Annotated in this window: 20 protein-coding genes and 1 riboswitch; of the genes, 3 read left to right on the forward strand and 17 right to left on the reverse strand. The window is 66.2% G+C overall.

The genetic code is table 11. The features are described 5' to 3' along the window. Positions 1-67 precede the first annotated feature (67 nt). From CN97_RS10660 to CN97_RS10690, 7 genes are all read right to left on the reverse strand, one after another. The gene (locus CN97_RS10660; protein WP_051911144.1) at positions 68-1225 is read right to left on the reverse strand and encodes a M20/M25/M40 family metallo-hydrolase; all 1158 of its coding nucleotides are present in this window, start codon (positions 1223-1225) and stop codon (positions 68-70) included. After that, on the reverse strand, positions 1225-2403 hold the full coding sequence (locus CN97_RS10665) for a M20 aminoacylase family protein (RefSeq protein ID WP_035710902.1): 1179 nt from the start codon (positions 2401-2403) through the stop codon (positions 1225-1227). Before CN97_RS10665 ends, CN97_RS10660 begins: the two co-directional genes overlap by 1 nt. Positions 2404-2416: 13 nt before the next feature. Next, positions 2417-4072, reverse strand: coding sequence for an ABC transporter ATP-binding protein (locus tag CN97_RS10670; protein WP_035710904.1), 1656 nt, complete (start codon positions 4070-4072; stop codon positions 2417-2419). Position 4073: 1 nt separating this feature from the next. Next, complete coding sequence (locus CN97_RS10675; protein WP_035710910.1) at positions 4074-4955, reverse strand: ABC transporter permease; 882 nt, start codon at positions 4953-4955, stop codon at positions 4074-4076. Beyond that, positions 4955-5896, reverse strand: coding sequence for an ABC transporter permease (locus CN97_RS10680; RefSeq protein WP_035710912.1), 942 nt, complete (start codon positions 5894-5896; stop codon positions 4955-4957). The genes CN97_RS10675 and CN97_RS10680 overlap by 1 nt, the downstream gene beginning before the upstream one ends. A gap of 64 nt (positions 5897-5960) precedes the next feature. Next, on the reverse strand, positions 5961-7547 hold the full coding sequence (locus tag CN97_RS10685; protein ID WP_035710915.1) for an ABC transporter substrate-binding protein: 1587 nt from the start codon (positions 7545-7547) through the stop codon (positions 5961-5963). 25 nt (positions 7548-7572) lie between these two features. After that, complete coding sequence (locus CN97_RS10690) at positions 7573-9084, reverse strand: M81 family metallopeptidase (RefSeq protein ID WP_035710917.1); 1512 nt, start codon at positions 9082-9084, stop codon at positions 7573-7575. A 116-nt stretch (positions 9085-9200) separates the two neighbouring features. On the opposite strand from CN97_RS10690, the gene CN97_RS10695 reads away from it, so the two are divergent. From CN97_RS10695 to CN97_RS10705, 3 genes are all read left to right on the forward strand, one after another. Then, positions 9201-10010 carry an IclR family transcriptional regulator gene (locus CN97_RS10695; RefSeq protein WP_035710919.1) on the forward strand — a complete coding sequence of 270 codons (810 nt, stop codon included), beginning with the start codon at positions 9201-9203 and terminating at the stop codon, positions 10008-10010. A gap of 211 nt (positions 10011-10221) precedes the next feature. Next, the gene (locus tag CN97_RS10700; RefSeq protein WP_131389770.1) at positions 10222-10485 is read left to right on the forward strand and encodes a hypothetical protein; all 264 of its coding nucleotides are present in this window, start codon (positions 10222-10224) and stop codon (positions 10483-10485) included. Between the two features lie 284 nt (positions 10486-10769). Continuing rightward, positions 10770-11456 carry a L,D-transpeptidase gene (locus tag CN97_RS10705; protein ID WP_242685261.1) on the forward strand — a complete coding sequence of 229 codons (687 nt, stop codon included), beginning with the start codon at positions 10770-10772 and terminating at the stop codon, positions 11454-11456. Here the strand turns inward: CN97_RS10705 and CN97_RS10710 are convergent. From CN97_RS10710 to thiD, 10 genes are read right to left on the reverse strand one after another with little or no spacing between them, the layout of a single operon-like run. Next, positions 11453-12184: an ABC transporter permease gene (locus CN97_RS10710; RefSeq protein WP_035710924.1), complete on the reverse strand. Its 732-nt coding sequence runs from the start codon at positions 12182-12184 to the stop codon at positions 11453-11455. The two genes, CN97_RS10705 and CN97_RS10710, sit on opposite strands and share 4 nt — an antisense overlap. Continuing rightward, complete coding sequence (locus CN97_RS10715) at positions 12181-12852, reverse strand: ABC transporter ATP-binding protein (RefSeq protein ID WP_242685262.1); 672 nt, start codon at positions 12850-12852, stop codon at positions 12181-12183. Before CN97_RS10715 ends, CN97_RS10710 begins: the two co-directional genes overlap by 4 nt. 44 nt (positions 12853-12896) lie before the next feature. Further along, the gene (locus tag CN97_RS10720) at positions 12897-13592 is read right to left on the reverse strand and encodes a TenA family protein (RefSeq protein WP_035710926.1); all 696 of its coding nucleotides are present in this window, start codon (positions 13590-13592) and stop codon (positions 12897-12899) included. Beyond that, positions 13589-14521, reverse strand: a complete 933-nt coding sequence (locus CN97_RS10725) for an ABC transporter substrate-binding protein (RefSeq protein ID WP_035710929.1) — start codon at positions 14519-14521, stop codon at positions 13589-13591. Before CN97_RS10725 ends, CN97_RS10720 begins: the two co-directional genes overlap by 4 nt. Beyond that, the gene (locus CN97_RS10730) at positions 14518-15495 is read right to left on the reverse strand and encodes a HesA/MoeB/ThiF family protein (RefSeq protein ID WP_035710932.1); all 978 of its coding nucleotides are present in this window, start codon (positions 15493-15495) and stop codon (positions 14518-14520) included. Before CN97_RS10730 ends, CN97_RS10725 begins: the two co-directional genes overlap by 4 nt. Beyond that, entirely contained in the window at positions 15492-16088 is a 597-nt protein-coding gene (locus tag CN97_RS10735; RefSeq protein WP_035710936.1) for a thiamine phosphate synthase, read from the reverse strand. Before CN97_RS10735 ends, CN97_RS10730 begins: the two co-directional genes overlap by 4 nt. Then, complete coding sequence (locus CN97_RS10740) at positions 16085-16855, reverse strand: thiazole synthase (RefSeq protein ID WP_035710939.1); 771 nt, start codon at positions 16853-16855, stop codon at positions 16085-16087. Before CN97_RS10740 ends, CN97_RS10735 begins: the two co-directional genes overlap by 4 nt. Position 16856: 1 nt before the next feature. After that, positions 16857-17054 (reverse strand): sulfur carrier protein ThiS, encoded by a 198-nt coding sequence (gene thiS, locus CN97_RS10745; protein WP_035710943.1) that lies wholly within the window; start codon positions 17052-17054, stop codon positions 16857-16859. Next, entirely contained in the window at positions 17051-18019 is a 969-nt protein-coding gene (locus CN97_RS10750; RefSeq protein ID WP_035710944.1) for an FAD-dependent oxidoreductase, read from the reverse strand. Before CN97_RS10750 ends, thiS begins: the two co-directional genes overlap by 4 nt. Beyond that, positions 18016-18837 carry a bifunctional hydroxymethylpyrimidine kinase/phosphomethylpyrimidine kinase gene (gene thiD, locus CN97_RS10755; protein ID WP_051911145.1) on the reverse strand — a complete coding sequence of 274 codons (822 nt, stop codon included), beginning with the start codon at positions 18835-18837 and terminating at the stop codon, positions 18016-18018. The genes CN97_RS10750 and thiD overlap by 4 nt, the downstream gene beginning before the upstream one ends. Before the next feature lie 57 nt (positions 18838-18894). Next, positions 18895-18994: riboswitch (TPP riboswitch) on the reverse strand. Between the last annotated feature and the right edge of the window lie 438 nt (positions 18995-19432).

Raw genomic sequence — 19432 nt, forward strand, 5'->3', positions numbered from 1 at the left:
GGTCACACGGCGAATGGAGAAAGGGAGGCGCCCTCCTGAGGGCGCCTTCAGGGGGCACTGCCCTGGATCAGGTAAGTTCCAAGAACAGACCGGCGTGGAACTTCGCACGCTCCACGAGGCTGTCCTCAAGGATATGCTCATTCAGCGTATGAAGCCCCGCCCCCCGTACGCCGGTGGAATCGATCGTCGGGATCCCCAGCGCACCCGTGAAGTTGCCATCCGACCCGCCGCCGGAGGGTTCATGCGTCAGTTCGAATCCGATGCGCCCGGCAATGCCTTTCGCCACGTCGAACAGCGCCATGTCCTGTGGCTGACCGGGTTTCCAGACAGGCCGCGTCACGCCACGGGTGACGATGAACTCCACATCGTTGACGCTGGTGGAAAGCCCCAGCATCTTCGCCACGCCCGCCTCCAGATCCGCATCCGTCTTGGCCATGGAGAGCGCCTCGGCGAAGCAGGTGGAGGAAACGCAGTTCACCCATTGGCCCGCGTGGATCACGCCGACGGAGAAGGTGCAATCCTCCGTCGTCATCGCCTCCACCTCCAGCAGCTTCCGCGCCATCAGAGCGATGGCCGACCGGCCGTCCTTCAGCGCCCAACCCGCGTGAGAGGGCACGCCCCGCGTCTCCAGATTGAACCGTGCGATGGCATAGCGCCCGATGACGCAGCCGTTATCCTTGTGGGCGGGTTCCGGCACGATGACGTATTTGTTCATCAGCGCTTCCTGCTCGATCAGGTCGCGCGTGGCCGGAGTGCCGATTTCCTCATCCGGGGTCAGCAGGAAGGTGACCGGCAGCGGCGTGTGCAGGCCGGCGCGCATGATCTGCCGCATGGCCTCCAACGCCACGAAATTGCCGCCCTTCATGTCCTGGATGCCGGGGCCGTAGATGCGCCCCTCCTCCCGCCGCCAGGGGTTCTGCGCGAGCGTTCCGACCGGGTGGACCGTGTCCAGATGGCCGGAGACGAGGATGCCGGGCTTGCCCTGATCCGCATGGGGGAACTTCGCGCGGAGCGAAGGGCCGCAGCCCATCCGCCCCGGGATCACCTCAAGGCTCGCCCCGGCAGCGGCGGCGTCATAGGCCACGACATCGACCATGCGCGCCACCGCCTCCGCGTCGAAGGTCGGGCTTTCGGTCTCGATCCACGGGCGCAGTCGGCGGATCATGTCCTCGCTGTCGAAGGCGAGGTCGAGGAAGGAGGCCGGTTTCGCGCGGTCCAGAGCCATCACGCCGCCTCTTTCGTCAGCGGCATCCGCCGCTCGACGATCTTCGCATAGATCGAGGAGCCGATGGGCAGAGTCGCCGGATCGAGAACGAAGCCCGGATTGTGGAGCGGCTGCTCCCCGCCATGCATCACGTTGATATAGGCGCCAGGCACCTGTCCCAGCATGTCGGCGAAATCCTCGCTGCCCATGACCAACGGCGCATCGTCCGAGACGTTCTCCGCGCCCAGCACCTCTGCCGCGGCGGCAACGTAATCGTCCGAAAGCTCAGGCTCGTTCACCAGCACGTCGAACACATTGCGCATGTCGAGCCGGATTTCGATCCCGTGCGCGGCGGCAAGGCCGGCGCAAACCTCTTCCATCCGCTTCTCCACCAGCGTGATCACGTCGCGGTCGAAGTAACGCACCGTTCCGGTGATCGTCGCCGTCTCCGGCACAATGTTGTAGGCCGACCCGGTGTGGAACTGGGTGCAGGACAGAACGCAGGGCAGCACCGGGTTCACGTTCCGCGACACGATCGTCTGGAGCACGCCCACCAGTTCCGATCCGATCACCAGAACATCGCGGGAATTTTGCGGTTGCGCCGCGTGGCTGCCCTTGCCGATCAGCGTGATGTCAAAGAACGACGCGCCCGCCATCATCGCGCCCTTGCGGATGCGTGCGCGGCCGAGCTTCGACATCGGCTGATTGTGCATCCCGTAGATCTCGTCGCAGGGAAAACGCTCGAACAACCCTTCGGCCAGCATCCGCCGCGCGCCGCCCAGACCTTCTTCCGCCGGTTGGAAGATCACGACAGCCGTGCCGTCGAAATCCCGCGTCGCGGCAAGGTATTGCGCGGCGCCGAGCAGCATCGTCGTATGGCCGTCATGGCCACAGGCGTGCATCTTGCCGGCGTGAGTGGAGGCATAGCCAAGACCCGTCGTCTCGGTGATCGGCAGCGCGTCCATATCGGCACGAAGGCCGATGCGGCGGTTGCCCTGCCCCCGGCCGCGCAGAATGCCCACGACCCCCGTGGTGCCGACGCCGGTATGCACCTCGTCGAAGCCCCAGTCGGTCAGGCATTTCTCCACGATCGCGGCTGTCCGGTTCTCCTCGAACCCGATTTCCGGGTTGGCGTGCAGATCCTCGAAGATCTCCCGCATCTCCGGTGCCTTGTCCTCGATGAACTTGATGAGTGCCATGTCTCTCTCCCGATCAGGCGACGAGCGGCCGTCCGGCCGCGAAATCCCAGAAGCGCCCCGGCGCCGCGTCGATCAGCGACCGGGTGTAGTCGTTCTTGGGTGCATGGAGCACCTCGGCGGCAGGCCCCTGCTCCACCACCCTGCCACGCTGCATCACCAGCACGTCGTCACAGATCTGGGCGGCGACGCGCAGGTCGTGGGTGATGAAGATGATGGCGATGCCCGTCTGTCGTTGCAGTTCGGCCAGCAGGTCGAGCACCTGTGCCTGCACGCTGACATCAAGGGCCGAGACCGCCTCATCCGCCACCAGAACGTCCGGCTTCAGCATCACCGCGCGCGCGATGGCGAGACGCTGGCGCTGACCGCCCGAAAACTGGTGCGGGTAGCGGCGGAGCGCGTCTTCCGGCAGCGACACGATCTTGAGCAGCCGCTTCGCCTCGGCGATCGCCTCCTGATAGGGAGTGCCGTAGTTCAGCGGCCCCTCGGTCAGCGATCGCGCAATGGTCCAGCGCGGATTGAGAGAGCGGAAGGGATCCTGAAACACCACCTGAAGCTTGCGCCGCTGCGGTTTCATCCGGGCGGGCGTCAGATGCGCGATATCCGTCCCGTCGAGCAGGATTTCCCCCTCCGTCGGTTCGATAAGCCGCATGATGGAGCGGGCGACCGTCGTCTTGCCCGACCCCGACTCCCCCACGATCCCCAGCGTCCGCCCCCGCGGGAGCGAGAAGGTCACGCCATGAGAGGCATGGACCTCAGTCTTGCGGGTGAGGAACCCGCCGGAGCGATAGGTCATGCCAAGCGCCTTGGTCTGGATCACCGGAGCTGTCGCGGCCTCCGCCCGCTGCTCCCGCGGGACGAGGCTCGGCACCGCGGCGAGCAGGCTTTTCGTATAGGGATGGCGCGGGGCCTCCAGCACCTGCCGGATGCGCCCCTGCTCCAGTATCTCGCCATGGCGCATGACGCAGACCCGGTCCGCGATTTCCGCAACCACGCCCATGTCATGCGTGATGAACAGAACCGCCGTCCCGTGCTTCTCCTGCAACTCGGCGATGAGCGAAAGGATCTGCTTCTGCGTCGTCACGTCGAGTGCGGTGGTCGGCTCGTCCGCGATCAGCAGCGCGGGCTCCAGGATCAGCGCCATGGCGATCATGATCCGCTGCCTTTGGCCGCCGGAAAGCTGGTGCGGATAGCTCTCGAAGATGCGCGGCACGTCGGGCAGGTGCACCTGCTCCATGATGTCGATGACGCGCGCCTTCTTCTCCGCCGCAGACAGGCGGGTGTGGAGGTCCAGCACCTCCATGATCTGCGCCCCGACCTTCATCACCGGGTTCAGCGCCGTCATCGGCTCCTGAAAGATCATGGCGAGGCTCGCCGCCCGCATCCGCTTCATCTCCGCCGGAGACAGCGCGAGGAGATCCGTCCCGTTCAGCCGGATAGAGCCGCCCGCCACGTTCAGCGCGTCCTTCGGTAGCAGCCCCATGGTGGTGAGGGAGGTCACGGACTTGCCCGAGCCGGACTCCCCCACGAGGCAGACCGTCTCCCCCCGGCGGATGTCGAAGCTCACACCCTTCAGCACCGGGATGGGCTGGCCGCCCGACACTTCCACAACCAGCCCCTCGATATCGAGAACCACAGGTTCGGCGGAGAAATCCCTGTCGCGAAGCTGCATCTCAGGCCTCCCGTTTCTTCATGCGAGGGTCGAGCGCGTCGCGCGCGGCATCCCCGATCAGGTTGATGGACAGCACGCAGATCGTCAGCAGCAGCCCGGGCCAGAGCACGATGGCGGGACTGATGCGGAAATACTGCCGCCCCTCCGCCATGATGTTGCCCCAGGTTGGTATCTCCGTGCTGATCCCCGCGCCAAGGAAGGAGAGCAGTGCCTCCGTCAGAATGGCGGAGGCCACGATATAGGTGCCCTGCACGATCATCGGCGCCATCGTGTTCGGCAGCAGATGGTGGAACAGGATCTTGCCGGTGGAGGAGCCAAGCGCGGTCGCGGCCTCCACATAAGGCTCTTCCCGCGCGGACAGGATGACGGAGCGGACGAGGCGGACGACGCGCGGCACCTCCGGTATGGTGATCGCTGCGATGACAGAGCCGATGGACGGCCCGTTCAGCGCCACCAGGGCGATGGCGATCAGGATCGACGGCATGGCCATCAACGCATCCATCGCCCGCATGATGATCGAATCCGCCAGCCGGAAGAACCCCGCGACCAACCCGATCAGCACACCGATCGTGAGGGCGACCACCGCCGTGCAGATCCCGATGAGCAGAGAAATCCGCCCGCCGAGGATCATGCGCGAGAACAGGTCCCGCCCGAAGTTGTCGGTGCCAAGCAGATGCGCCTCGGACGGAGGTTTCAGCCGGTTCAGCGGATCCATCGCCAGTGGATCATGCGTGGCGATCCAGGGCGAGAAGATCGTCAGCAGCAGCACGGCTGCCAGCAGGATCAGCGCGATGAACGGCCCCCAGCCGCTTTTCGCGGGGGAGGAGAAGGACAGAAGCCGGAGCGCGAGCGACTTCTCCACGAGGGAACGGTTGGCTTCCATCAGTAGCGGATCCTCGGGTCGAACAGCGAATATGACAGGTCGATCAGCAGGTTGACGAAGACATACAACGTCGCCGTCAGCAGGATCATCGCCTGGATCACCGGGTAGTCGCGGGCAAGCACCGCATCCACGGTAAGCCGCCCGATGCCGGGGATGTTGAAGATCGTCTCCGTCACCACGACGCCGGAGATCAGCAGCGCGAAGCCTGTCCCGACGATGGTGGCGATCGGCACGGCGGCGTTCTTCAGCGCGTGGACGAAGAGAAGCCGCCTGTCCCCCACCCCCTTGGCGCGGGCGGTACGGATGTAATCCTCGTTCAGCACATCGAGCATGGCGGCCCGCGTCATCCTGGCGATGAGCGCGATGTAGATGGAGGCGAGCGTCAGGGCAGGCAGGATCGCGCGTTCAAGGAATGGCCAGATCCCCGCGGAGAGCGGCCTGTAACCCTGCGGCGGCAGCCATCCGAGCCAGACCGAAAAGATGAGCAGAAGCACATATCCCACAAGGAATACCGGCACGGAGAAGCCCAGCACCGAGAAGGACATCACCAGATAGTCGACCCAGCTCTTGTGCTTCCAAGCGGCAAGCACGCCCATCGGGATCGCAGCGCAGATCGCGATGAAGATGGTCAGCAACGCGAGCGCTATGGAAGGCCAGACCCGCTGGGCGACCAGTTCCAGCACCGGGACGTTGGAGATCAGCGAGGTGCCGAAATCCCCGCGCAGCAGGTTGCCGATCCAGCGGAAATATTGGGTCACAACGGGTTCGTTCAGGCCCATCGCCTCCCGGATCCGTTCGAGCTGCTCGGGCGTCGCCGCGTCGCCCGCAATGATCGCCGCCGGGTCACCCGGGGTCAGACGCAGGAGAAAGAAGACGAACAGGGAGACGAGAACGAGGACCGGGATGACCGACAGGATGCGTTTCAACGTGTAGGCGAGCATCACATCTCTCCGGGGGTATGGAAGGATTGCGCCCGCCGGGAGGGGGCGGGCGCACTGGCAGGTGTCAGTCTTCGGCTTTGGTGATGCTCCAGAACACCGGCACCTGGTTGGGCAGCATGTTCTCCACCACCGCGCGGCGGGCCTGCGGGAAGTTGTACTCGCCGAGCGGGATGTAGATCACCTGATCGAGCGTATGGACCTGCATCTTGTGGGCCGCTTCCTTCTGGGCCTCGGGCGTGGTGGCGGCGATGAAGCCCTTCTTCAGAGCTTCCAGTTCCGCATCCTCGGGCCAGCCGAACCAGCCCGCATCACCACGACCGTTCAGCATGGGCGAGATCGTCGGAGAGGCGATTTCCGCAAGCATCCAGTTGGTGAAGAAGATGTTCCAGCCGCCGTTCGCGGGCGGCTCCATGGAGGCGCGGCGCGTGACGAGCGTCTGCCAGTCCATCGGCTGCATGTCGACGTTGAAACCGGCGGCGCGAAGCTGCTGGGCCGCAACGACGGGCTGCGCGCGGAGCGTCGGGCTGTCGGTCGGCTGCATCAGCACGATGGGCGTGCCGTCATAACCCGCCTTCTCCAGCAGCGCCTTTGCCGCCGCCGGATCTCCCGCGCCGGTCAGCGTGGCGGATCCCGTGTCGTCGGCCAGCGGCGTATCGCAACCGAAGATCGCCCCGCAGACCTTGTAGTAGTCCGGGGAGCCTGTCAGCGCGGCAAGCACCGGCTCCTGCGACAGCGCCATCAACGCCGCCCGGCGGATATCGGGGTTGTCGAAAGGCGGATGCTTGAAGTTCACCCGTCCCATGGTCTGCATCCCATAGGCCGAACGCTTCTCCACCACCACGGTATCATCGCCGTCCAGCAGCGGGATCAGGTCGGCGGGCATGGACTCGATATAGTCGATGTCGCCCGATTGCAGCGCGTTCACCGCCGTCTGGCTGTCGGACATGGTGAGCCAGCGGACCTTGTCCACATTGACGACCTTGCCTCCTGCATAGCCGGAAGCGGGCTCGTCGCGCGGGATGTAGTCCTCGTTCTTGACGTAGCTCACACCCACGCCCGGCTGGAATTCCCCGGGTACGAACTTGAACGGGCCCGAGCCGATATGCTCCTTGATCGCCTCGTTCGCCGGTGTCTCTGCGATGCGCTTTGGCATGATGAAGGGCGGCAGGGCCGATTGCTTGCCGATGGTGGCGAGGAACGGGCCGAAGGGCTCCTTGAGCGTCCAGACGACCGTCTTTTCGTCCTGCGCCGTCAGCGAGTCCGTCACATCCATGATGAGCTGGCCGCCCGCGTCCCGCTTGGACCAGCGGGTGAGCGAGGCGACGACATCCTCCGCCGTCACCGGCGCGCCGTCGTGGAATTTCAGCCCGTCCCGCAGCGTGAAGGTATAGGTCAGCCCGTCGTCGGAGGCCACGACATCCGCCATCTGCGGCTTGATCTGGAAGTTCTCGTCCTCCGCGACCAGCACATCGTAGATCATGTAGGCATGATCGCGGGTGATATGTGCCGTTGTGATGACCGGGTCCAGCACGCGCAGGTCGGAGTGCATGACCGCGGTCAGCGTGGTTTCCGCCAGCGCACCGCCCGCAGCCAGCGCGAGGAAGGAGGCGGCAAGACCGGCCTTGGCCATGTATCGCGGAAGATAGCTCATGTCGTTCCTCTCTGTCGGTTCGTTTTTATGATGGGATCAGCTCCGCCCCGAAGGCAGGACCGTTCGGGCGGAGCCGGATGCCGGGGCGCAGGCGCGTCCAGGGCAGGGCGGAAGGGCAGAGCGGCATCGCGCCGGGCGCTGTCGCGACAAGGATCGTCTGCGCGATCGGCTCGAAATCCGCCCTGAAGTGCACGGAACTCTTGTTGACCAGAATGCGCTGCGCCTCGGGCTCCACGCCCACCATGCGGTAGAAGTTGCGGTCGGCCATCTGCGCGATATGGCTGGTGACGACCACCGTAACGCCGCCGATCTGCAGCGCCGCGGAAGGGCCCATGTCGATCATCGTGCCGCCGTAATAGGGGCCGGTCGCATGGACGCTGCCGGCTGACAGGGCCGCCACACGGAACCGCGCGTGAAAGGGCGCATCGCCCTTCAACCCGGACCGGCCGCCGAGGGGGATCTCGATCTCCGCACCCACCCCTGCCGCATGGGCGGCCCGCGCCGCCTCCGGGTCGTGCAGGTTACCGAGCGCCGCACCTTCTGCCCCGCAGGCGACAAGCGCGCGGAGCATCCCCGTGGTGTCGGAAGAACCGCCCGCGCCGGGATTGTCCTGCGTATCCGCGATGACCACGGGCCGCGTCGCATCCACCGAAAGGCGCATCGCTTCCCGTACGGCATCCTCGGGGGAGAAAGCCTCCCCTGCAAAGGCCCCTTCCCGCTCCCCCAGCGCAGCGGCGAGACGGTCGGCATGGGCAGCGACCGCCGCTGCATCCGGCCCATAGGCAAAGACCGCCGGACCGCAGTCGGGAAAATCCGCCGCCGGGAAGCCAAGGAAAACCGATGCGCTTGCCACGCCCTCCGGCAAGTCATGGGTCAGGGCATAGAGGCTCCGCGCCGGCTCCATGTCGGTGCATTGCCAGCTTATCGGGATCAGATAATCTCCGCGCCGCATCGCCCGAGACCAGCCCCTGCCCGCGTCCATCAGACCGTCCAGCGCGGCCGCCGCGCGCTGCCCGGTTTCGGCCATGTCGACATGCGGATAGGTGCGGAACCCGACCAGAACATCCGCCAGCTCGAACATGCGCGGCGTGATGTTGCCATGCAGGTCAAGCGCACAGGCGATGGGGTGATCGGGGAATTCGGACCGGATGCGCGCCAGAAGCTCCCCCTCGCCGTCGTCCACGTGATCGGCCACCATCGCGCCATGCAGGTCAAGGAAGATGGCGTCGAACGGTGCGGCAGCCCGAAGCCCGTCAAGTATCTCGGCCACGATCGCCTCATAGGCGTCCCGGGTCACCGGTGCGGAAGGAATGGCTCCGGCCCAGAGGATGGGAGCCACATCCCAGCCGGCCGCATCCGCATGGTCAAAGGCCCCTGCCATGCCGAGGTTCACGCCTCGGATCGTCTCCCGCAGCGGCGCGCCGCGGGTGTAGGGGATATACCCGCCCCCCTGTTGGAAGGCAGCCATATCCGCCGGAGCGGAGGCAAACGTATTCGTCTCGTGCAGAAAGCCCGCAAAGGCCACACGTCGTTGCAACGGAGATATTCCCTGGTGGTGTTCACCTGTATTGACAGGCGATACTTGTTTATTGAAATTCAGCTTACGCAGACGCCACGCGCTGTCAACCGGGTTTGTTACCATAGGGAAGCAGAATGTTCCGTGATCTGATCGGCGTGCCTAATTTCGATCCAGCAGAGGCGCAGAATGCGACGGACGATCCGCTTTTCGTACGGGCGGCAGCACGGGCGATCTCTGTCCTCACGGCATTCGAAGCGGCTCGCAAACCATTGACACTGGAAGAAATAGCCGTGCTTTCCAGCCTTGACCGGAGCGCGGCGCAGCGCATGGTCCACACCCTCATGTCCCTTGGCATGATCGTGCGCGACCGGGAGGGTCGGGGCTATCTTCCGGGCAAGCGCGTGCTGACCATGGCGCATTCGGCGCTCCGGCTGGACCCGGTTTGTCAGCGGGCGACACCGGTTCTTCTGGAGCTGCGCCGCCGCACGCGGGAGCGGGTGGACATGTCGTTCTGGGATGACACGCGGCTGATCTATGCCCTGCGGATGCCGTCGAAGCACGAGATTTTCACCGCGACCCTCACCGGAAATACCGTACCGGTGTACTGCACGGCCGGGGGGATCGCCATTCTCGCGCATCTGGGGGATGACGAAATCGCGGATATTGTCTCGCGATCCGACCTCATGCCATTTACCTCCGCCACCGTCACGACTCTTGCGGAGGTGATGACGGCGGTGACCGCGGCGCGGGCAAGGGGCCATGCGAGGATGGTCGGGCAGCTTCTCCGCCATGAGATCGCTCTTGGTGCGGCGGTGCTCGACGCGGCGCGGCGGCCGATCGGGGCCGTGCATGTGGCGGGGACGCTGGAGGAATGGACCGAAGAGGCGTTCTCCAGCGAATTCGGCGGATTGCTGGAAACGGCGGTAACAACCATCCGCGGCTGACATCCCTGCGCGACTGCCCCGGCTCGGGGCTGGAAAACCCGCGTGGAGGCTGCTACATATCCCTCATCCGTGCGGCGCGTCCGCCCGGAGTTCCAAACAGGTAAACCAGATGTCCAGCGACAGTAGTCGAAGACCCCTGCCGCAACGGCTTTCGGACCGGGCCTGAGGAAAGGCTCTGCCGATGGCCCGCGCGGCCATTGAGGAGAGAGCCATGACCCACGCTATCCCCGCGCGGAACGGCATCATTGCCCGTTACCTTACCCGTTTCACGTCCCGCACGACCTCGCAGAGCCAACCGGAACTTTGCCAGGATGAGCATGTCCCGGTCTGGCGCGTCGATCCCGGGACCGGACGGATCGAATGCCGCTGGAGCGCGGAGCCTGCCGAGATCGACGACTGGACGTCTCGCCCGTGGATCGCCCGGGCCAGCCTGATCCGCGCGATGGGCCAGCAACGCCGGTTGCGCGGCCAATGAAGAACTGCCGGTCGCGTCTTTGGATGCGACCGGAACCCCTTTGGCGATCAGTGGCGCTGCTGCATCGCTTTTCCCTTCTTTTGCGGGCTTTCGGGAAATCCGGGCCGCTTGCGCTAGCTTGCTGTCAAATCTCCATGAACGGTTACCGGATGACACCGCAGCAGAAAAGCAGACCCTCCGCCCCGCAACGCTCCCGCTCAAGGCTCACCCCACCCGTTTCGCTCGTCCTCGTCTCCCTTCTTCTCGCCGGATGCGGCGGGGGGGCGCGGCAGGCGTCGCAGCCAGTGCGTTACATCAGCGAGCAGACCGTCGCCATGTATGCCGCCCAGCCGGACGGGGACATGACGATCCCCGCGGTCAACCCCGCCTGGCTTTCTGACGACAAGGTGCGCCGGGAGGTGGACTACTGGTCGGATGAGAAACCGGGCACGATCATCGTCGATCCATGGGCGCGATACGTCTACTTTATTCTCGGCGACAACCGCGCGATCCGCTACACCGCTGCGGTCGGCAAGGAAGGGCGCGGCTTCGCCGGCACCGCCTATGTTCCGATGAAACGCGAATGGCCGCGCTGGACGCCCACGGCCAACATGATCAAGCGCGAGCCGGAGGTTTATGAACCGCTCCGCGGCGGCATGGAGGGCGGGCTGGACAATCCGCTGGGCGCAAGGGCGCTCTATCTCTATCGCAACGGGCGCGACACGCTCTACCGTATCCATGGCACGCCCTATCCCTGGACGATCGGGACGGCCGACAGCTCTGGCTGCATCCGGCTCTTCAATCAGGACGCGCGCGACCTCTACGACCGGGTAGAGACGGGGGCCAAGGTCATCGTGCTGCGCCGGGATCAGTTCGGGCTGGGGACCGTGCCGCCCGGCACTCCCCTGCCCGCACCCCCCGCCGACGACCTCTCCGTTGCGGCACCAGAAGCCACCGCGGACACGGAAGCCGGAATCGAGGCGGGCATCTAGCGCTCCTGCCGCTCCAGAACGCGCCTTGCCGCCCAGCCGGTGGCAAGGTGCAACGCGACTGCGATGACGGCGATCAGCAGAACCGCCGCGAACATCAGGTCCGTGCGCGCCCGGCCATTTGCCAGCAGCATAAGATAGCCCAGTCCCCGTGAGGCGCCTACCCATTCGCCGATCACTGCACCGATCGGGGCATAGACCGCGGCGATCTTCAAACCCGAAAGCAGGCCGGGAAGGGCGGCGGGTATCTGGACGCAGCGCATCCTTGTCCAGCGGCGGGCCTGCATTACGCCTGCCAGACGCAGAAGGGGCGGCGGCGTGCGCAGGAGCGCATCCAGAAAGCTTGCCGTCACAGGGAAGTAGACCACGATCAGCGCCACCGCGATCTTGGATTGCATGCCGTAGCCGAACCAGAGCGTGAAAATGGGCGCGAGGGCAAAGACCGGTATCGCCTGGCTCAGCACCAGCATCGGCTCCGTGATCCTTCTGAGCGGGGGTGACAGCGCCAGTCCCACTGCCGTTGCCGCACCGAGCACCGCACCGAGCACCAGCGCCACCACGATCTCCCCGAGCGTGACAAGGGCGTGGCTGGTCAGCAACGCGGCATTGTCCCTTACCGCTGCCGCAACACGAAGGGGTGAAGGGAGGATATAGGGCGGAAGACCCGTAATACTGACCACCCCCTGCCATAGCAGCAGGATCGCGGCGACAGGTGCGAGCCAGCGGATCATGCGGTCTCCATCAGCCTCCGGGTCAACTCCCCCGTGGTCGCCAAGGTCCGGGGACAGTCAGGCGGCCGGGGGATCGCCCCTTCCGGCGGGGACAGCGTGCACAACCCATTAGCGGTGAGAAGCAACAGATGTTCGCCCAGCCGAGCGGCCTCCGCAGGATCATGGGTGACATGCAGGACGGTCCTGCCCTTCAACGCGCCTGCTGCCAGAGACTGCATGCGCGCCCGATTGCCCACGTCCAGCGCCGAAAACGGCTCGTCGAGCAGGATCACCGGCCGATCCTCATAGAGCGTGCGGGCCAGAGCCGCCCTCTGCCGCTGCCCGCCGGAGAGCGCCTGGGGTTTGCGCTCAACCTCCGCCTCCAGCCCGACGGCATGAAGCAGCCTCCGCGCGCGCTCTGGCTCCGCGCGCTCCCGCCGAAGCCGCGCGCCAAGCATCACGTTGTCGAGCAGGCTGAGCCATGGGGCGAGCATGTCTGCCTGTGCCATGAGCGCCACGCGACCGGCGAGGCTCCTGCCGTCCTCCGCCCTTGCCTCCCCCTGAAGCCGCAGACCGGGATCGAGGCCGGAAAAGCAGTGCAGCACGGTGGACTTCCCCACCCCTGATGGCCCGAGCAGGCAGGTCCAGGCCCCGCCCGGCACCGTCAGGTCAATCGGCCGAAGCAGCATGGTAGGGCCGGAACGGACGCTGCCTTTAAGCCGCAGGCCTGGCGTCATGCCACCGGCGGCGCGGCGAGATCGCCCATCGCCAGCCCCATGTCCCAGAACCGCGTCTCCAGTTCCGTCGCGATGCGGAACCGCGAGGTGAGAGAGGGCCAGCGCGGACTATCCTCCGCCGGGCCGATCCGCCGGGTTGCCGCGCTGTCCATCAGGCGACCAACCTCCTGGCAAAGCGCCTGATAATCATCGCCGCCATAGGTTTCGATCCACTCCGCATAGGGGCCGCCCGCGCCGCTCGAACGGAGCCGGAGGCCGATCTCTCCATAGCCCATGACGCAGGGCGCCAGCGCGACCAGCAGGTCGAGGAAATCCCCCGCATATCCCGCGTCCATGACGAAGCGCGTATAGGCGAGCGTTTCCAGCCGCTCCTCTGCACGCTCCAATGCGTCCTCGCCGATCCCCGCGCGGGCACAGAGCTGAACATGCAGGGCCATCTCGCCATTCAGCAGCGCGTTTACAGCAGCCGCCGCGTAGCGCATCTCCTCCAGCGTTTCGGCCTTGGTAACCGCCAGCGCCCATGCACGCGAGAAGTGGCGGAGAAACAGGTAATCCTGGACCAGATAGCCCAGAAAGGACTCTCGCGGCAGGCTGCCGTCCCCGAGCGAAGTGACGAAGGGGTGGCCGACATAAGCCGACCAGGCAGAGCCGCTCGCGTTACGAAGTTGCGTGAACAAAAGGCCGTAAGTCATTGGGAATAGCCGAGGTCAACCGCCAGATCACTCACGCTCGCCTTGCCGTCCGACAGGCCCGAAGCGGCGAGAAAGGCCTCGAAACGGGCGTATCTACCATAGTCCAGAGCGGCGGGGCTGTGGGCAAAGCGGGGCAATGTGTCTCGCCACGCCATACGGTTCAGATCATCATTCAACTCCGGGGCGTAAGAGGCGAATATTTCCCAGCTTTCCTGCGGATGATTGACGATGTACTGCACCGCTTCCTCGGTGGCTGCGAGAAAGCGCGTGATCTTTTCGGCATCCGCCTCCGGCCTCGCAACATAGATCAGTTCATCATAGGCGGGGACGCCATGCTCCTCCGGGTAGAAGCAGCGCCCCTCCACGCCATTGAGCGTCATCTGATTGAGCTCGAAGTTGCGGAACGCGCCGACAACCGCGTCCACCTGCCCCGACAGCAGCGCAGGAGACAGCGACCAGTTCACATTAACCAGCTCGACATCGGCGCGCGTCATCCCGACGGTGCCGAGCATCGCCGCCAGCATCGCCTCCTCCACCCCCGCGATGGAGAAGCCAACCTTGCGCCCCTTCAGGTCAGACAGGTCCTGGACCGGGCCGTCAGCCCGCACCAGCAGGCAGTTGAGCGGCGTGGCGATCAGCGTTCCCACCCGGCGCAGCGGCATACCCTCCGCCACCTGCAGATGAAGCTGCGGCTGATAGGAGATGGCGATATCCGCGCGTCCCGCTGCCGCCATCTTTGGCGGATCGGCCGGGTCCGCTGGCGCCACAATCTCCACGTCCAGATCGCGGTCGGCGAAGTAGCCCTTTTTCGCCGCGACGATGAGCGGCCCGTGATCGGGGTTCACGAACCAGTCGAGCATCACGGTGAGCCGGTCTGCCGCCAGCGCGGGCTGAGCGGCAAGACAGGCGGCGAGGATGAGGTATTTCATGGTTGCTCCTTATGATCGCCCAGGGCGACAAGCACGATCTCACCTGGCCAAAGCGTTGCGAGCCTTTCCGCCGCAGACCATGCCCTTTGGCCCGAACGGCAGCAGAGCACGGCGCGCTGTCCTGCTTCCGGCAGAGGCGCACCGTCAACGAAGTCAGCGACCGTCAGGCGTCTTGCATCGGAGCGAACGATCTCGCCCTCATGCTCCGCACGAAGATCAACGGTGAAATCATTGTTTCTTATTTCAGATAGGTGAATAAATCCCGGCCCGGATACTTCCTCTGCTCTGAGAAAGGAGAACCCGCCGAACCGTTGTGCAAGCCCGTCATAGCTTACGATGCGCCCGCGGGGCGTGGGTTCCAGCCCGGCGAGCAGCGTCAGCGCCATTTGTGCCTGCACCGCTCCCACCACGCCGACCACCGGCCCGAGAACCCCATCCTCTGCGCAGGAACCCAAGCGGGGCGGCAGCTCCGGGAAGACCGCGCGCAGGCTGGGAGCCCCGTCGCAGAACGTGCCGGCATAGCCCTCCGTCCCGATTACGGAGGCGCTGACGAGGGCCAGGCCCGCGCGAAGGCAGGTGTCCGACAGGATGTAGGAGACGGCGAAGCTGTCTGCGCAATCCAGCACCACATCCGCACCGGCCACCAGGACATCGACATTGCCCGGATGCAGCGCCGCGACGACCGGTTCCGCCACCGTCTCCGGGTTGAGATCGCCAAGGGTGCGGGCCGCAGCCTCCGCCTTCGGATGTCCGATATCGGCATGGCGGAACAGGGTCTGGCGGTGAAGGTTACTCTCCTCCACCCGGTCGGGATCGACGATGCGGAGTCGCCCGACCCCTGCCCCGGCGAGATATTGCAGCACCGGTGCCGCCAACCCGCCTGCCCCCACGACGAGTGCCGTGGCCCGGCCCAGCCGCTCCTGTGCCGCCGCGCCAAAGCCCGGCACGGCGATCTGGCGGGCATAGCGGCTCATCGGGTCGCCTCCATCCATGCCCGGATCCGCGCCTCCGGCTCCGGGTTCAGGGTGATGTCCGTCACGACGGAGACAACATCCGCCCCCGCGTCAAGGGCCAGCGGCGCGCGATCCACCGACAGCCCGCCGATGGCGACGAGCGGGATCTGCCCGATCCGCGCCTTCCACTCGCGCACCCTGTCCAGCCCCTGCTCATGCCATTTCATCTTCTTGAGGATGGTCGGCCACACCGGCCCCAACGCCACGTAATCCGGCGCATGGGAAAGCGCGCGATCCAGTTCCGCCTCATCATGGGTGGAAAGACCGAGCCGGAGCCCCGCCCGCCGGATCGCGGCAAGATCGGCCGTGTCGAGGTCTTCCTGCCCGAGATGCAGCCAGTCGCAGCCCGCGTCGATCGCCAGTTGCCAGTGATCGTTGACCACCAGCACCGCCCCGGCAGCGCGGCAAAGCGCCTGCGCCTCCACGATCATGGCGCGCGTCTCCGCCTCCGTCCGGTCCTTCACCCGGAGCTGGACGAGTTGCACCCCGAGCGGCAGTGCAAGCCGGAGCCAGTCGGGATGGTCGAAGATCGGATAGAACCTGTCGAGCTTCATGCCAGCACCGCCATCCCGATCACGGGCGTGGAGGGGGCGGCCATGTCGCGAGGCTCCATCGGATCGGCCTCGAACGCCAGCCGACCGGCTTCCAGCGCGCGGGCAAACCCCTCCGCCATGGCAGCCGGATCACCGGCCTTTGCGACGGCGGTGTTCAACAGCACGGCGTCAAACCCCATCTCCATCGCCTGCGCCGCATGGCTGGGCAGGCCGAGACCCGCGTCGATCACCATGGGCACGTCGGTGAACTGCGCCCGCAAGGTGCGCAGCCCATAGGGGTTGGAGAGGCCACGCCCCGTGCCGATGGGCGCGCCCCAGGGCATCAGCACCTCGCAGCCCGCGTCCAGCAAACGTCCCGCCAACACGCCGTCCTCCGTCGTGTAGGGGAACACCTTAAAGCCCTCGTCGGTGAGGATGCGCGCGGCCTCCACCAATCCGAACGGGTCCGGTTGCAGCGTGTCGGGATGTCCGATCACCTCCAGCTTGATCCAATCGGTATCAAAGACCTCCCGTGCCATATGGGCAGTGGTGACAGCCTCCTTGACGGAATGACACCCGGCGGTATTGGGCAGGAGCGGCAGGCCCAGATCGCGGATCAGCCCCCAGAACGCGCCCCCCTCGCCGCCCGCGCCCTCCCGCCGGAGGGAGACGGTCGCAATTCCGGCGCCGGAGCGGCGGAACGCCTCGGCCAGAAGCGAGGGAGAAGGATATTGCGCCGTGCCCAGCATAAGCCGCGAGACGACCTCGGTGTCGTAGAAGACCGGCATGTCAACCCCCCTGCCGGGGGGCGAGAACCTCCACCCGGTCTCCGTCTCGCAGCGCATGATCCGCCCGCCGCGTCGCGGGAACGAAAGTTTCGTTGACCGCCGTAGCAACCCGCGCGCTGCCGTAGCCCAGTTCGTCGAGCGCGGCCGAAAGTGTCGTGCCATCCACCTCCGCCGCCGCGCCGTTCAGCGTGATCCTCATGCTGTCTCCTCCTTGTGTCGGGCCGTTGTCAGCAGATCCGCCGCGGCGATGGCCATGGCGGGCGACAACAGAAAGCCGTGCCGGAACAACCCGTTGACGTGAATGCACCCTGCCCGCCGAAAGACGCGCGGCATGTTGTCGGCAAAGGCGGGGCGGGCGTCGGCACCGATTTCAATGACCTCCGCTTCTGCAAAGGCCGGGTGAAGCGCATAGGCCGCGTTCAGCAGTTCCACGACCGAGCGGAGCGTTGCCGGGCCACGCGCACCCGTCTCGATCTGGGTCGCGCCCAACATGTAGACGCCCTCGCCCCGCGGCACGATGTAGAGCGGATGGCGCGGGTGCAGCAGCCTGACCGGCCGGCGGATCTCCAGGCCGGGGGCGCGGAGGATCACCATTTCCCCCCGCACGCCACGCAGCTCCGGCAGACAATCGCGCGCGGCAAGACCCCGGCAGTCGATCACCTCTCCCTCCGGCTCCCCGCTGTCCGCGAACTCCACCCCCCGCCCGACGAGATTGCACATGAGCTTGGCCAGCGCCGCACGGGGGGCGAGATGCGCCTCCGCGGCGAAATGCAGCGCGCGGTCGAACCGTTCGGCGAGATCCGGCTCCAGCGCTGCGATCCCCTCCCGGTCGAGCGTGTGATGCCCCTCCGTCCGGCGGGCGAAACGGAGAAGCTCCGACCTGTCCCGACCCGGGGCGAGGACCAGCGTCCCCTCCCGCACCACTTCCACACCTGCCGCCTGCCACCACTCCGCCGCCTGGGCACCAAGACGGACCACGGCGGGATCGGCGCTCTCCCCCTCGCAGAACGGGGCCAGCATACCGCCCGCCCACCAGGAACAGGCCTGAGGACCGGGTGCCCCGGCAGGGTCAATGATCCGCACCCGCATACCGCGCATCATCAGCTCCTGCGCGACGGTAAGCCCTGCAACGCCCGCGCCGAGGATGGTGACGACATCCGTCATGCCGGAACCTCGTGCCCGTGCCATACGGCATGGAAGTGGTGGACAGGTCCATGCCCCGCCCCGATCGCAAGGCCATCCGCCGTGCGGATAGCGGCCTGCAGCCAGACATGCGCCTCTGCCACAGCCGCCTCCAGCGTCGCGCCGCGCGCAAGGCATGAGGCGATGGCGGAGGAAAGCGTGCATCCGGTGCCATGCGTGTTACGGGTGGCGCGGCGCGGCGCCTCATGGCGGCGGATCCCCTCGGCCGTCACCAGCAGATCACGGCAGAGCGGCCCCTCCGCATGACCACCCTTCATCAGCACGGCATTCGCTCCGAGTGCGAGCAGCGCGCGCCCCTGCTCCACAGCCTCCGGCTCCGTCCGGGCGAAAGCGGCGTTCAGCAGTCGGGCGGCTTCGGGAAGGTTCGGCGTCAGCAGCGTCGCACGCGGCAGGAGATGGCGGGCAAGGGCCGTGACGGCATCGTCGCTCAACAGCGCATCGCCGGATTTCGCCACCATCACCGGGTCCAGCACCACCGGGCCACCGTATCCCTCCAATGCGGCGGAAACCGCGCCTGCGATCTCCGCCGTGCCGAGCATCCCGATCTTCACCGCATCCGCGCCGATGTCGGACATCACCGAGCCGATCTGCGCCGCGACCAGAGCCGGCGGAAGTACCTGCACCGCCTGCACACCAAGCGTGTTCTGTGCGGTGATCGCGGTGATCGCCGTCGTGCCATAGACGCCAAGCGCCGAGGCGGTCTTCAGGTCGGCCTGAATCCCGGCGCCTCCGCCGCTGTCAGACCCCGCGATGATGAGAAGCCGTGCTGCCCTTCCCATGTCGTCCTCCGCTATTTCGGGCGGCACGGGACGACACCAGGATGGTGTCCATGGGACACCTTCGCAGTTTCCGTTCCCTACGCCGGTATTGCCCGGATCAGGTTCGATGGGTTAGCGTGACGCCTCTCAGCCCTGGTGGGCACCCCAACGGATTTGCGGCGATGCTAGCGGCCGCACCTGAGCCGCGCAAGGGGAATTCGCGCGCAGGTGATTCCACGCGGCACGTGGGCTTTGCCGCAGGGGGCCGCGCGTGACCGGGGTGCCGGTCTTATCGCACAAGCGAAGCAGCCCCAATTAAAGAGGTCTCCGCGCGTGTCGGGTGCGCCGGTTGCCCCTGAGGGGTTCCAAACTAATGTGGGGGAGCTTCCGCGCGCGGCGGGGGCGCAGGGAACGGTTGTTGGCCTCGGCCGCAGTCTTGAGGGGGCTTCCGCACGTAGCGGGCGCGTCGTCATGGCACGGGTGCGCCGTCACGGCATGGGTGCGCACACGCCTTGCATCCGCCCGTACCTGCACGCGCCATTCAGCGTCCGGCGCCCGGGCGACGTCTCCACAGGCGACGTCTGCAGATGTCCTTCCGCTCCGCCTCTCTTCGGTG

Source organism: Haematobacter massiliensis (assembly GCF_000740795.1).
GTDB classification, from domain to species: domain Bacteria; phylum Pseudomonadota; class Alphaproteobacteria; order Rhodobacterales; family Rhodobacteraceae; genus Haematobacter; species Haematobacter massiliensis.